The organism is Nodosilinea sp. AN01ver1 (assembly GCF_050565655.1).
Classification (GTDB): domain Bacteria; phylum Cyanobacteriota; class Cyanobacteriia; order Phormidesmidales; family Phormidesmidaceae; genus Nodosilinea.
In genome coordinates, this window is record NZ_JBNXVS010000083.1 from 1 (window position 1) to 13,793 (window position 13,793).

Below are 13,793 nucleotides of genomic sequence, written 5' to 3' on the forward strand. Positions count from 1 at the left end.
GCAAGTTTTGTATCTCCTGCCGCTGAAAGTCGCTGACCCGCTCGGCTACCGATACCACCTCAATGCCCCGGCCCAGCCCGGTAGACTTGCTCACCCGCACCTGCATCAGTTCTCCCTGCTGGTCGCGCAGGCTGTAGTCGCCCGCCCCTTTGTGGCTGAGGCTGTACTCCCCAATCTGATACAGGTTTTCTCCGGTACGCTCGTGTCCTCGCTGAAACAGCTCCACCACCGCCCGCGCCATTTGCCGATCGCGCCGGTTCTCCAGGTGTTGACTGAGCCACTGGGTGACGCGGACATCGAGAGCTGGTGGTTGCCAGTTCTCTGTAGTCGCCTTCAGCAGGGTCTTAGTCGGATTATTTTCCGATCGCTCCACTTCCCGGTTCAGGACGGCGATCGCTGGCGGGGTTGAACCATTGCGGGATAGTTCTGGCTGCGCCGATTCTGCTGCCACGGCTGGGGAGAGCCGAGTCTCCAGCTCCAGGAATGCGGCCCGATCAGTGTCCTGCAATTGATTGGACACTACTGCCCCGTCGCGAACCACCAAAAGCATCTGGTCATCGCGACTGATGCTCAGATGGTGACCACGCTGTTTGATGTGGTAGTCACCAACGGCTACGGCATCATAAATGGGCTGGGCCTCGTGGAGCGGGTTAATCAGCCGAGCTGCGATCTGCGCGATCGCCTCTGGGTCACCTGTCGGATCTGGCGATGGGGCCTCGGGAGTTTTCCCGTTGCGGCCATTCAGGGCTGGGCTGGGAGTAGCAGCCTGGGCTTGCTCGGCAGCCTCCCCAATCTGCATCTGGATCTGGTTAACGGTAATGACCCCGTCCCGCTCCTCGCGAAATAGCACTGTCCCGCGATCTCGAATCTCAATCGCGGGGACTTTGCCCCGATACATGTCCGGGTCAACCTCTGGGGTAACCGGCTGCTGAATCGCATCGAGAATCACCTTCAAGTTATTGGGGTTCAGCTCTCGCCGAATCGTGCCATCGGCCAGTTGACCATAAACCACCCGCTGGCCTATCTGAATCCGCAGGTCATCCTGACCCGCTTGGGGAAGTGTCGGAGACTGCTGGAAGGTCATCGCTAGCCGCTGACTCACTTGGGTCAGGGCCATCACCAGCTGCACCTCATCTTCCTGAATCGCCTGAGCTTCCTGGGGACTAATCACAAAGGGATTCATGCTACCCTCCCCTGCACCAGTGCCAGACCACCCAAGCGATCAACCACTACTTCACCACCGACTTGGAAAAAGGCCAGCTGGTCATCGAATCGATATTCCACGCAGCCGGGCTGGTAGTCGGGCAGGCAGTCTCTGGAGAAGATCAACACTCCGCCGACTGATCGGAGATAGGGCACATCGTCAAACAAGACCTCTATCACCTGTGGTACGTAGCCTGGGGGCAAAGGCGGTAGGGATTTAGCCTCAGCTAGAGCTGGGAGCTGTTCAGGATGCTGTTCCAGGTAAATAGCTGTTTTTGGAGATAAATGCCAGGTCGTTAAGTCATGATTCATTGTCGATACGCCTCATCAAATTCTTCGTCGGTAATGTCGGAATCGGCAAATGACCCTGAAAAGGCTTTCTCTTGATTGAGCGGTACTGGAAACAGTCTTTCAGCCATCGCCTTACGTGACTGGTTCTCAGTGTTCAGATCGCTCATCATCTGCTGCTGTTGGCAGCGGGCAATCAGTTTTGGCTGCACCGTACTGTGCCACAGCGCTTCACTGCGCTCCTGGATCTTCTGTTCCTGCTTAGACACCTTCACCCGCACCCGCAGCGGCACCGAGGCTTCACCCCCACCCCGATAGGCCGGGTTGATGAACACGCATTCCCCCTGATCTAGCTTCAGGATCTGATCCGCCGTCATCAGCGGCACCCGCTGGCACTGCTCCGAACGACTGTTGCTGCCATAGCGCCCCTGGCTACGAGAACGGGTGTAAATCCGAACGTCCTTTTCACCCAGATAGCCGGAAAACTCCTGAGCGGTCTCCCGGTCTTTGGGGTTAAAGAACACCTTGGTGCCACAGGCGGCAAAGAGTGCCCTGGACAGATCGCGCCCATAGATGTGCTGGAGCTGAGCAAAGTTCTGGTAGCCCAGCAATCCCACAAAACCGTAGGAGCGAAACTCGTTAATCCACTTGGGCAGATCCGGCAGGTAGAGCGTCGGCAACTCATCGAGGGCGATCACCAGCGGTTCAGATCGAGGCCGAGCAAAGTTGCGGGTGACGATCAGGTGCAGGATAGCCGCCAGCAGCGGGCTCACAGCATCGCGCTTCTGGATATCCACCTGCAAAAATAGAATGCGCTTGCCGGTCATATCGAGTGGAATGGTGGTCTTGCCACAGAAACTGGAGACCAACTGCTTGCCCGTGAAGGTTTTGAATGTCCGCTGGGCAGTGGCGACAATCCCCGCGATCTGTTTATCGGCCTCCTCAGACGCAATCAGCTGACTAAAGCTCTCCATCGTCCAGGGCGGAATCCATCCCGACTCACCTGCCTGCCGGATGCGCCCCGGCAAGTTGGAAAGGTTCAAAATCTTGTTCGCCATCAGCAGGTCGGGGTAGGGGGTGCGCTTGGCCAGCAGCATCACCGCCTCAACCAGGTTGGTACCGGCACTATTGAAGAAGTCATTATCCCGATAGCCACCGTCCCGCTGGGTATTCTTTTGCAGCACCGCCGCGAGCTGTGAGGCCATCAGAGCGTCGGTTTCGTCTTCAAGGAAATCGAGGGGGTTGCAGATGCCGGTGTAGGGCTGACCCGGCGCAAAGACATCCACCTGATAGCCCTGACTCGCCGCCCATGCGGCATGGGCCGCCAGCTGACTGCCCTTGAAATCGTAGACCACGATAGAAAACCCCTGGGCAATGGCTGAACGAATCGCCGGATCAATGATGCTGTAGGTCTTCCCCGAGTCCGGGGCTCCCGCCACCACGATGCTCTGCTGAGCCTGGGGGATATCGAGATCTCCAGCTTTGAGCGGTACTTTGGCCGGATGCCGCTGCTTCTGCTGCTTTCGCCCCAGAGCTTTCGCCCGCCGCCGTTCGGCCTTCCCCGCAAAGCGCCCCGTTGCTAGCTTGCTCTTATTGGTGCTGTTGCCAAACAGACTCATCCCCACCCACAACACCACCAGCCCAAGCAGTAGAGTACCCATGCCGGAGTCCAGAAAGGGTTGAGCAGTGTCCCGCAGAATGCTGAAATCCATGGGGCGTTGGGGTTGAGAGGATGTCGTCATGATCTTGCCCAGGTGTCAATTTGCTGAATCTCATAAACCTGACCGTTAAAGCCCAGGGTGTATTGCTGAAAGCCTTCAGAACTCAACTGGTTCACCACTAGTCGAGGCAAGCCATGCTCTACGGTTGTCGTCGGCTCAATTAGGCTCCGGCCTGGCGGTACGTGGGGATTGAGATAGGTGGCCAGCACCCGTTGAAAGCCACCTTCGTGGGGGCTATAGCCGAAGAAAGCACAACCAATGGCCCCACAAAGCGGCTGCGTCTCGCTTTCTTTGACCCGAGAATCGACCAGATACAGCGGCTGACGTTGACCTGCAACCTGCACCTTCCACATCTGCATCTGACCTGGATCGACCGGAAAAGTAGGGCTCAGGTTGTCCTGCATCATCTGGCTCAAGAGCGGCAGTGGGGCAACCTCCTGGGCTAACTGCCAGCCGGTCTGAGATGGCCGAGGCCAGAGCCAGATCCCTAGAGCCAGAAGCATTACCAGGCAGACTAAAAGGGGTTTGACAGGCAAGATGCGCTTCATCCTCGGCTACCTCCTTGAGCCAAACAGCCCTTGACCTGGCCATAGGTCTGACTCAGCGAAGCGGATTGAGGGTTGAGAAAGACCTGGCCTTGAATGTCAGCTACTATGCCCTCAACCGGCACCCCTGGGCCACCAAAGTAATGCTGGCCAATGCGTTCAACCAAAGCGGTATCGGATAGCCTCTCGACTTGGGCCTGTTCAGCAATAGCCTGTAAGGATTCCTTCACCAAATGGGTTTGAGTCGCTGCGGGCAAGAATCGCTCTACTTCATCGGCGCTGACCTCAGCCCCAGACTCGACTCGCTTGAGAAACTCCTGCCCCCCAGGCTGAGCCGCAATCATCGCCTGCACCTCCGGCTGATAACTCATTAGGGGGTACTGGCCTAACCGACGACCACAGTGGCCCTCGGCATTACAGCCATAGGGACCAATGGCGGTGGGATAACGGTTGAGGGTGGCAATGGCGGTTGAGAGTGCCCCCAGATCAAGCTCGCCATCGCTAGCCCCACAGGGTTGTAAATCTGTTAGATCAGCTGCTTGTGGTTGCGCTCTCAGCGAAGCTGGCTGGCTCAACCCTCTAGGTGATGCCGATACCATGGGCAGACTCGAAGCCGTCTGATCACCACTTTCACCATCTACAGCGCCTACCAGCATGAAATCGGTTTCCCGATAGGTCATAAAGGGCACTGGGCCAATAAAGTAGGGCGTACAGCCCAAATCCGGGGTCAAGAAGCCCCCCCGCTGACACATGCGGAAAAACAGGGCGGTGCTGACCGTGCCCGAGGACTCATCTACATCCCAGAGCGCCACCTTGAATGCATCACCAAAAGGATGCCGTCCAGTGGGCTCCTGCCCGCCATTCACAAATGACAGAAACCCTTCGCCCCCTGGCACCTGCTGCACCTGCCCCGAAATCCACTGCTTGCCGTGCAGTCCTGGGGTGCCTGCAAACTCCACATGGGCGCAGGACTCCTCACAAGGCACCTGAAAACCCGCCTGTTTGCTGCCCGAAATCGTGGCCTGCCGCTGGGTTTCCGCCTGTCCGTAGACCATATCAATCTGGCCAATGGCCCCAGCCCCCGAGAGCGGATTGGGCATCTGATCCAACGGCACTGACACTAGCCCCGGCACCCCGCCAATGGTGCTGTTGCCCCAGTCACGAAAGTTTTGCAAGGAAATGCCGGTGAGTCCCGGAATATCGGTCAGGGCGAACGCATTGAGCTGCTCGCCCAATTGCCCCAGGCTCAGTTGGCCCAGGTCTGGAAACTCCTCCAGCAGGCTGGAAAGGGTCAGGTCATTCCCGTTGAGTCCCTGGAGACTCAACACCGGCAGTGCTTCAGAAATGAGGGCTTCCAGGGGCGGCACTTGATCTAGCCGCAGGTTGCCTAGGCCCGGAATCGCCGAGACCAGATCCTCAACCCGCTGCCAGCCCACCAATTCCAGGGCACCTAACGCCATCTGGTTCAGATCAAGATGAGCAAACTGAGCCAGAGTCTGGAGGTTAAACAGTTGAGGATACAGACTGGTCTGAAAATCGCCCAGCTTCAGCACCTCGGCTACCGATTGCCCGGCCTGCCACATGCGAGACGGGTCGTAGCCGAGGCTGGCAATCAGATTGCTGGGAATATCAACAGCGCCGCCAGAGAGCAGCGGCGGCAAATTGGCAAAGGTGAGTTGCGACCAGTCCGGTACCCGCGCATACTGCTTATCCCACTGCACTGGCACCGTTGGAATCCAGGGTTCCGTCGCCGCTTGCGGGGCAGGTCTCAACCAGACCAGACCTGCTGTGAGCAGGCCCAGAGTCACCAGTCCTAGGCGTTGAAGGTGTCGTCGAAATCGTTTGTTCATGGGTTATCTCCCTTGGGTGATTCCAGAGTCAGATCGGCCCAGTTCCGCCAGTCGCACCACCAGCGCTTCGGATACTCCAGCGGTTTGCGCGGCTTCCCTCAAAGATCGGCCCTGCCTAAGTTGCTCTAGCAGAGTTTGAATGCGTTCCCAGAGCGGATCTCCAGTGACCACCAGATTGCGGCGTTGAGCTTCGAGCAGCCCTCGCTCGACCCACCGCACACCAGCCGGGCTCGCGATCTGTGTCGTCAAAATGGCACTGGCGTAGGGTGAAGGAGCATCGGGTTGAATCGCCAGGATGCTGTAGGCGGGTGCGCCGGAATTCGGAAAAGCCAGTTGAAAGGTGTAGAGGTCGCGATCAGTTACGACCGTCAGCGTAGTCGTCGCTGTGGCAGGTAACCCCGGAATGGCCAGAGGCTGAATCCGCCGCAGGTGAATCACCGTGGCAGCGCACTCCCCCGGTGCGGCAACCGCTGCGCAGCGGGTATCGTCAAAATCCAGCGTCACTTGAGACGGATCATCGAGCCAGGCCCGACGGACAACCACTCCTACAGGGCGAAAGTTGAGCGTGACCCCGTGACCTGGATGAAGCTCAACTGTGACCGGAGCATGATCACCTCTGGCCGCTTGATTAGAAATAGTGCGGGTCGCCTGTGCCCAGGTTGGGTGAGCGACTGTCACCAAAGCCAAGGATAAAAATAGTACTTTCCAGAATCGAATCACTGGGCTACCCTCAAATCGGCATCTGCATTGATTGATTGACAAACACCTGCACAGGCCGACCGGCCTCAATATAGGCAATGCGGGGACGCTGCTCTAACTCCTCAATGGCCCGCTGGTTGCGCTCAGTAATGGTGTCGAGGATGGCGTCGGTGCCTCCCTCCAATACTCCAGCCAACACATTTGGAGCCGGATTTTCGGTGGTCGCAACGGTAGTGCCATTACCGGTTTCAACCCGAGTATTGGGTCGGGTGTAAAGTTCGCTGGCTCTTCGAATTGAGCCCAGGGCAAACTGTCCAGCGTCCATCGCCGCAATGCCGGGGCCAATGTCGTCATGGGCTTCGGCCTGGAGCGGTGTCCCACCCTGACCGCGAATCTGGATCACCCCTTGGGGCAGCATCAGTTCACGAGCCTGGCCCTGGTCGTTCCAGATCGCCTGGGTAGCTGAGAGCTGTACCAGGCCGTTGTCAGAAACAGCCTCCACCTGTACGACCAGTTCGCCCCCAGCTGGAATGGCTACCTGGCCCTGGCTATCGACCAACGGTTCTGAAAGCACGACCAATAGATTGTTGCCCTCAGCGGTGCTATCGAGGATGACGGGTGTTACCAGAGAGCCACTGGATTGAGTCCCTGCTACTAAAGATGATGGCGGGGCTGGCTGGAGAATCCGAGCTTCTTCAGCTGCCAGGATGTCTGGGTAAGTGGGTGCTTCATCATCAATGGCTGCCACTGAGCCTTCATCCAATGCTTCTATAGGCTGGAGGTCAGGAGGTTCAGCCGTTGAAAACTCTGGCATTCCCCCTGTCGTTGTGGATTCTGGCGGACTGACGGGAGCGGGTGCCGGAGGGAGAGTCGTGGCGTAGGCAAATTGCGCTTGAGCTACAGGCTCAGGTTCCGAGGCAGGTTCAGCGGACTCTTCGGGCAGCGGCAAACTCCCATAACTCCCGACCTGAGCCAGCTGCTGCCAGCGTTCTGCCGGATCAATCGCAGGTTCTGCCGCTGGGGTTGATCCGGCAGGAACTGCTGACGGACGAGAAACAACAGGTGTCGTTGTCGCCGCTGGTTGCAGGCGAGGCGTCGGGGCTGGGTAACTGACAACCGGGGATGCGGGTCGTGCTGAAATGGTGGGTGGCGGAGTCGATACGACGGGTTGAGGTGTTGGCCTGGATGGCGTTGCAACAGACTTGGGAGAGGGTGGTGCAGGCGTCGTAGCCGGACGAGGTGGTGCGCCTGAGGCCGTTGTTTGCACCACCCCCTGATCCTCCAATGCCATCTGGGCTTTGAGGGCCGCAATCTCCGCTTTAGCCTGCTCCAATTCAGTTTCCACCGTCTGAGGCTGGGCTTCCGTTTGATTGGCTTCTGGTGTAGTTGTCGTCGTACCCGGCGCATCGCCCTGACGGCTGCCCGCGATGAAGACTCCGGCCAGGGCAAAGACGGGCACCAGTGCCGAACCAATCAACACGAGCTTCGGCACTGGCAGCTTCCAGAAGGGACGCTCAGACTGCACCGGCTCTGAGAAGGCTTCGTCAGCCACCAGCGGTTCTGCGAAATCCGGTGCGCCCATCATGGTGCGCAGCATCTCCAGGTTGGGTTCTGGGAGGGAACTCATCGGCTGATATCCTCCGGTTGAATGGGTCGAATCGCTTCAATCTGCACCCCGCTTTCCAGTAGGCGGTAGGCTACCGTCTGGTACTCCGAAGCATCGGGAATCAGCGGTTTACCCGTGGGCTCGACCGCTCTTACCGTGATACGTCGGTTAAAAGTCAACGTTGTCCCAGCCGGGTTGCTAGCTTCAAACACCACTCGGGTGGCCACCAGATCCACCTGCCAGCGCCCTTCGCCAATCGCTTGCGGCGGTGAGATATGTTGAGGAATTAAGACCGCTGACACCTGCCCGTCAAAAGCGCCTTCAGGAATCACCTCGGTAGCCAGGGTTTGGAGAAAGGCATCACGGAAGTCGGGGGCCAGCAGAAACGATGCTTCCCAGGCGGCTTTAGACACTCGGTCTCGCCCAGAGACCTGAACGCCCTCATCAACGGCTTTCTCGCCCTCTCCCGGCAGTTTGCCCCAGGTGAAGGTCATCACCGCCCAGGTCGAGACCACCTGGCGGATCACCTCCGGTTCCCGGTAGCGGTAGTCGGCAGGGCGCACCGAGAAGGCGCGACCATCGACCTGCTGCACTAGAGTCGGCGGCTTTTGATTCGCCAGCCGTGATACCGAGACCGCGAGCCACAAAAGAGAAAGCGCGAAGACCAGCACACCGACTGACAGCCCCGCAAAGGCCAGGGGCAAGATGTCGCTGGAATGAATACGGGGTCGTTTCACCTTACGGCTGAGTTCAAGCAGTTCCATCACTTACCTCGGAATGGGAATTGCAGAGGTGCCGACCGCAATCAGTCGCGTCACCCCACCAGACACGCCACGAAAGACCGCCATCCCGGCACCTCCAGCAATGGCCAGAGCCAGGACAGGGGCCAAGATGCTGATCAGCAGCAGAAAGCCAAAGTCACTGGAAGTCTGAGCATCGGCTGCAACCACTACTGTGGCCGCCAAACCGACGATGACGTTGTAGGAAAACTTGGCCATGCCCAGGCTGAAAAAGCCCACCAGCCATGACCACAGCGGACGACCTTGAAGCGGTACGACAGAACCTGCGACCGCAATCGGGCCAATCAAGCCGGTCAACAGCATCGCCATTTCTAGCAGATTGGCAAAGGCCCACTGCCAGCCCTTGAGGAACTGCTCTGCCAGGGCTTGACTACTGGTTTGAAGCACGGTTCCGACCAGGATGTCAGCTAGGGGATTTCCACCTACGGGAGCCTCGCCAGACTGGTAGACCTGCTCTACCTGCTGGCTGATCTGCTGCACTCGACTCCAGAGCCGTTGCAGGCCAGCACTCCAGAAGCCTCGGGAACGGTATTCCTGCTCCAGCCGCTGCTGGGCACGTTCTCCGGCACGAACAAAACAGTCCACCTGGGCCTGCCCGGTCTGGGCATCACAGGCGGCATACTCCTGCTGAATGACGGCCTTGGCCTGCTGGGACAAAATCACGTCGTTAAGGGCTTCGAGCATCGACACTTCGCCCACCTGCACCTGGAGCACCGTTTGGGTTTGGGCGTTGATCAGGTTGCGGATACCGAGGGTGGCAGACCCCAGCAGGGCTCCATTGTTAAAGAGCAGTACGGCAATGGTCAGCACCCAGAGCACGTTGGGCAGAGCGGGGAAAATGCCCCGTTCGATGGCTTCTTTCACCCAGCCCACGGCGAAAAACAGAAAAGCTCCGACCAGGATGATAGAGGCAAACTGGTTTATTCCCAGGTATAGCCCGCTGCTGGTAGCGAAGATGTCTTCCCAGCGGGCATCCCAGGCCTGCTGCACCGCTTCGAGTTGCTGTACGCTGTCGTCGATGATGCCCACCCCGCCCGTGACCTGAGCGGGGAGGAAAACCCATGATGGTAGGAGAGCATTGAGCATGGCTCATTAGTTTCCAGAAGAACTGGTACCCAGGGCACCGGGGATGTAGATCGGAGCCTGGGCGGAGCCGGAGATAGAAATTTGGCGTTCCACTCGCTCGCGGCGGTTGGCCTCATCGACGCCTTCGCTGGTGTTCGCTGCAAGCTGAGTGAGCATCCCTTGAAGCTGGTGGAGCTGCGTCAGGGTCGTATTGTTTTCGGCGGTAAGTTGGGTTTGTTCGTGGAGCAGGGCTGCCACGGACGCCTGAATCTGGGCGTTTTGCTTCATGACGTCCTGGGTGACGTTCATGCCCTGGGCGGCTTCCGCCATGGACTGCGCCTGCTGAGTGCGGGCCTGACTATGTTCTAAAAGAGTCGTGGTTTGTTCAGCCTGGGTGGAGAGTCGGGCTTGGCCCTGGTCGCCCAGCCAGGGCGATGCCATCGAGCGGGCTACCTCCTGGTCGTAGCGGTTGGCCAGATCTCGCTGTTGAGTAGCCCGATCTGTACCAAGGATGCTTTGAATTGGCACCGCCTCGTCCAACCGTACTTGGGTCGGGTCGGGCAGGTTGCTACCTAAAGCGGATTTCAGTGCTTCCCACTGGTCGCCCAAGACATTCTGGAGTGTCTCTTCGGCTAGGGCTGTGGTTTCCTCGATTTGAGCCAGGATGTCTTCTAAAGGATTAGACAGGTTCTCTATCGCCCAGTCCTGCCACTGCTGGCCCCAGCCACCGGGCTGGAGGGAAGCACGAGCGGTGCTGATACCCAGAAGGCCCACGCTAATGCTGGTGCCAAGAATAAGGCGATACCGGATGCGTTGGCGTTTTGATTGAGTTGTCATAACGACCTCCGAGGGGTTGACGATTTCGGCTGATGGCCGTTTGCAGCCAGTTCAGCCGCTGAGTGGATCAGTTCAAACCGAGGGGTACTCGCCGCGATGGTGTCGAGGGATTGACCACTGCGCAGCGCTTGTACATAGGCCTTGGCAAAGGCGGCATACCCGGCAAACTTGTTGGGGTGCTGGGCTAGCACCCGCTGGCGGGCGCGTTGTTCTTTGGGATTATTAGCCACCGCCCCCAGCAGTTCGGGAGAGGGATAGTGGGCACAGGGGGTGAGGCGGGCATCGGCATCGAGCAGCCAGTGGGAGCAGAGCCGACCGGGGCTGATGCGGAAGGATTCTTCGGTATTGGGCCGCAGCAGGGTGGGGTCATAGCCAAACAGTCTCTGGTAGGAGGGCAGGGCGTTGGGCTGAATGGCCCCGACCAGACGAGTGTTGAGGTTTTGCAGGATCTGCGACCCGGCGACGGATTGGGCAATGGTGTCAGGGTCTTGGCCAATGATCAGGGGGCGAATGCCGGATTTGGCCCCGTTGGCGCAGACCTGGCCGATGATCTGGGCGATGCCGTTGTACTTGAACAGAATCGGACTTTCATCAATGGCGAACAGGGAGTCGGAGACTTCCAGGGCTCGGCGGAAGGCCATGGATTGGGCGGAGAGGGCCAGCACCGCTGCTTCGATATTGTCGCCGACGTTGCGGAGGGCAAAGACGGTGAGCCGGGCATCGGTGCGAATGGTGGAGGGTTGGGAGATGGCTTTGCCGACCCTACTGGAGAGCCATCCTCGCAGCTCCAGTAGGATGGTGGCGACGGCTTCGTTGAGCAGAGCGGATTCTACTTCTAGATCTAGATGAGCCACCGTCCCGACAAAGTCCGCCAGGGTCGGCATCTGCTGCCAGGCTGGGCTTCCAAACCCATCCTCAAACGCCGCTTCATAGCGGGTAAGGATCTGAGGAGTCTCGAAGAACGTGGACAGCGCCTGCCAGAGTACCGTATGAACTCGCTTGCCCAGCTGGTTGTCGGTCTCGGTGCCCATCACCATGGTGTCGAGGGCTTTGACCAAAAACTCCTTGTAGTCGTCTAAACGCTCTTGCCGCTGGTTATCGGGCAAGCCTTTAAGATCAGGAATCTGAAACAGGTTGTTGCTCTCGGAACCGATATCGAAGTAAGCGCCCTGGTCACCGAAGAACTTGACCAGGTCAGTGTAGGTGGTGGTGCCATCGGGTTTGGGGTAGTCGAGGGAGATGACGTTCATCCCGTTGGCGATCGCCCACACGAAGATCTCCGCCGCCAGCACCGATTTGCCACTGCGAGTCTCGCCGAACACCAGCATCCCCCGATGCTGATTGACAAAGTCCAGGTAAACCGGCATCTGGCCGTCGCGGGTGATCAGCTCAATGCCCTGCTTGTCGATAGTGCGAGGGCAGGACACGGGCATCAGCCCTGGGGCTTCGTTGGTGAGATACATCTGTCTGCGGCCATCGTCGATCAGCCTGTCGCCCACAACCGGCAGCGACCTGAGCCATAACTGCCAGGCGATCTCGGTCTCGCGAATGAAGTCCCCCTGATGGAAGGCATTAGTGAGTTTTTGGCAGGCTTCGGCCAAAGACTCGGGACTATCTCGATGGAGCAGCACCAGACTGCTGATCCAGATGGGCAGGGCACCCTCATAGATCCGCTCCTGGGCTTCCACTCCCTGCTTCATCCGCATTTGAGAGGCCACATCCACATCGCGCAGTAGGTTGGCACGGAACGTCGCAGTGACGCTTTGCTTAGTCAGCCGTTGCAGAGTGACGCGGGTCATCATGCGGTCGGCGGCGGCGAGTTCGCAAACGCATTCGCAATCAGGGAATTGAGCTAGCGCTTGCCACAGGTAATAGAGCTGGTGCTCGGGAGTGGTGAATCCGGCGGGTTTAGATTCCAGCACTACGGCTCCGACAAACTTTCCTTTTACCTGCACCCACTGGCGATCCGCTTTGGGATGACTGGGTTGGCCATTCTCCCCCCGAATCAGGCGGGAGGTAGTGTGCAGCGGGTCGTGGATCAGTTCGTTGAGCTTGGTATTGCCGTCAGCATCACTCAGCTCTAAACACTGGGGTACCTCCGGTAGATAAGTTGAATTGAACTGAGCCCAGAGGTACTGCCACAGATCTTCGGTTCCCATCGGGATAACTTGAAGACCCATGCGGGCGTTGAGCTGCTGTTCCCAGTGCAGATAGCCGTCAGTAAAGCCCTGGGTCAGAAGCTGCACGTAGGATTGTTGCTGATTCTGCTCCTTCAGCCCTTTGAAGGTGTCGTACTGGGCCACCACCCAGGCCAGTAATTTTTCAACGTGGTCGGCGCTTTGCTCTTGCCCTGACACGAGGGGGTAAGTAGCAAAGAGGTAGAGCTGCTTGGGCTGGCGTTGCTTTTCGGTCGTTAAATCGCGGGTGGCGCGTTGTTGCGCTAGCAGCAGGAACTGGCTTTCCAGGGTGGCGGTGGTTTGAATCAGGGTTTCGAGCGATTGTTGGCGCTCCTGGTCATCGGCAAACGATCGCCAGTGAATCCGCAGTCGATCGCCCGGTCGAAACCCCTTCAGTCCATCTTCGAGCCGTTTCAATGTCGGTTCTGCCTGCCCCGGTTGGAGTTGGGTGTGATACTAAATCCGACTTGGCTACCCCTGAAATGGTGTAGGATTAGGGAATGCCTAGACCCCTCCATCTCGAACCTCATTTTTCAGCCGACGAGCTTAAAGCGCGGTATCGCGCAAGCGGTGACCCGGTCGAGTCACGACGGTGGCATCTGCTGTGGCTGGTTCACACGCAAACGACCCTGACGGATGCGGCTAAAGCCGTTGGACTGAATTACGACTATGCCCGAGCTGTCGTGAAAGACTATAACCGTGAGGGCGCGGCTGGTCTGCGCAATCGCCGCAAAGACCAGCGGCCCCAGCAGTCTCGTAGCCTGCTCAACCCCAAGCAGCTCGAAGACTTAGAGGCTCGATTGCAGTCGCCCCCAGACGATGACGGGGTTTGGAGTGGGCCCAAGGTGGCGCGCGTCATCGCCGAGGTCACCGGGGTGCAAAATCGCACGAACTTCGGCACCTGAATCGCGCCAACTTCGGCAGGTGAATCGCATGAACCTCGGCACCTGAATCGCATGAACTTCGGCAGGTCATGACTACCCCATCGGTGGATCTCGATAC

General features: G+C 58.5%; 12 protein-coding genes. 1 reads left to right on the plus strand and 11 read right to left on the minus strand.

Annotated features, from left to right (window positions below; genetic code table 11):
• From ACQ4N7_RS29090 to ACQ4N7_RS29140, 11 genes are all read right to left on the minus strand, one after another.
• On the minus strand, positions 1-1,183 hold a 1,183-nt coding region (locus ACQ4N7_RS29090), incomplete at its 3' end, for a hypothetical protein (protein WP_430714927.1).
• A complete protein-coding gene (locus ACQ4N7_RS29095) occupies positions 1,180-1,515 on the minus strand; it encodes a hypothetical protein (protein WP_430714928.1) in 336 nt (111 codons plus the stop codon). The genes ACQ4N7_RS29095 and ACQ4N7_RS29090, both read right to left, overlap by 4 nt.
• Complete coding sequence (locus ACQ4N7_RS29100) at positions 1,512-3,203, minus strand: type IV secretory system conjugative DNA transfer family protein (protein WP_430714929.1); 1,692 nt, start codon at positions 3,201-3,203, stop codon at positions 1,512-1,514. The genes ACQ4N7_RS29095 and ACQ4N7_RS29100 overlap by 4 nt, the downstream gene beginning before the upstream one ends.
• 26 nt (positions 3,204-3,229) lie before the next feature.
• A complete protein-coding gene (locus ACQ4N7_RS29105; protein WP_430714930.1) occupies positions 3,230-3,715 on the minus strand; it encodes a hypothetical protein in 486 nt (161 codons plus the stop codon).
• 41 nt (positions 3,716-3,756) lie between these two features.
• Positions 3,757-5,607, minus strand: a complete 1,851-nt coding sequence (locus ACQ4N7_RS29110) for a hypothetical protein (RefSeq protein ID WP_430714931.1) — start codon at positions 5,605-5,607, stop codon at positions 3,757-3,759.
• A gap of 3 nt (positions 5,608-5,610) precedes the next feature.
• Positions 5,611-6,288, minus strand: a complete 678-nt coding sequence (locus tag ACQ4N7_RS29115) for a hypothetical protein (RefSeq protein WP_430714932.1) — start codon at positions 6,286-6,288, stop codon at positions 5,611-5,613.
• 49 nt (positions 6,289-6,337) lie between these two features.
• Positions 6,338-7,933: a hypothetical protein gene (locus ACQ4N7_RS29120; RefSeq protein ID WP_430714933.1), complete on the minus strand. Its 1,596-nt coding sequence runs from the start codon at positions 7,931-7,933 to the stop codon at positions 6,338-6,340.
• The gene (locus tag ACQ4N7_RS29125; protein WP_430714934.1) at positions 7,930-8,676 is read right to left on the minus strand and encodes a hypothetical protein; all 747 of its coding nucleotides are present in this window, start codon (positions 8,674-8,676) and stop codon (positions 7,930-7,932) included. The genes ACQ4N7_RS29120 and ACQ4N7_RS29125 overlap by 4 nt, the downstream gene beginning before the upstream one ends.
• A 3-nt stretch (positions 8,677-8,679) precedes the next feature.
• Positions 8,680-9,798: a hypothetical protein gene (locus ACQ4N7_RS29130; RefSeq protein WP_430714935.1), complete on the minus strand. Its 1,119-nt coding sequence runs from the start codon at positions 9,796-9,798 to the stop codon at positions 8,680-8,682.
• Between the two features lie 6 nt (positions 9,799-9,804).
• Complete coding sequence (locus ACQ4N7_RS29135; protein ID WP_430714936.1) at positions 9,805-10,614, minus strand: hypothetical protein; 810 nt, start codon at positions 10,612-10,614, stop codon at positions 9,805-9,807.
• On the minus strand, positions 10,611-13,208 hold the full coding sequence (locus ACQ4N7_RS29140; protein WP_430714937.1) for a hypothetical protein: 2,598 nt from the start codon (positions 13,206-13,208) through the stop codon (positions 10,611-10,613). The genes ACQ4N7_RS29135 and ACQ4N7_RS29140 overlap by 4 nt, the downstream gene beginning before the upstream one ends.
• Before the next feature lie 83 nt (positions 13,209-13,291).
• Between ACQ4N7_RS29140 and ACQ4N7_RS29145 the strand changes: the two genes are divergently transcribed.
• Positions 13,292-13,696 carry a helix-turn-helix domain-containing protein gene (locus tag ACQ4N7_RS29145; RefSeq protein WP_430714938.1) on the plus strand — a complete coding sequence of 135 codons (405 nt, stop codon included), beginning with the start codon at positions 13,292-13,294 and terminating at the stop codon, positions 13,694-13,696.
• The last annotated feature ends 97 nt before the right edge of the window (positions 13,697-13,793 follow it).

Coding starts and splice junctions, on each gene's coding strand:
- ACQ4N7_RS29095 (WP_430714928.1), bottom strand. CDS start 1,515: ATGAATCATGACTTAACGACCTGGCATTTATCTCCAAAAACAGCTATT.
- ACQ4N7_RS29100 (WP_430714929.1), bottom strand. CDS start 3,203: ATGGATTTCAGCATTCTGCGGGACACTGCTCAACCCTTTCTGGACTCC.
- ACQ4N7_RS29105 (WP_430714930.1), bottom strand. CDS start 3,715: ATGCTTCTGGCTCTAGGGATCTGGCTCTGGCCTCGGCCATCTCAGACC.
- ACQ4N7_RS29110 (WP_430714931.1), bottom strand. CDS start 5,607: ATGAACAAACGATTTCGACGACACCTTCAACGCCTAGGACTGGTGACT.
- ACQ4N7_RS29120 (WP_430714933.1), bottom strand. CDS start 7,933: ATGAGTTCCCTCCCAGAACCCAACCTGGAGATGCTGCGCACCATGATG.
- ACQ4N7_RS29125 (WP_430714934.1), bottom strand. CDS start 8,676: ATGGAACTGCTTGAACTCAGCCGTAAGGTGAAACGACCCCGTATTCAT.
- ACQ4N7_RS29130 (WP_430714935.1), bottom strand. CDS start 9,798: ATGCTCAATGCTCTCCTACCATCATGGGTTTTCCTCCCCGCTCAGGTC.
- ACQ4N7_RS29135 (WP_430714936.1), bottom strand. CDS start 10,614: ATGACAACTCAATCAAAACGCCAACGCATCCGGTATCGCCTTATTCTT.
- ACQ4N7_RS29145 (WP_430714938.1), top strand. CDS start 13,292: ATGCCTAGACCCCTCCATCTCGAACCTCATTTTTCAGCCGACGAGCTT.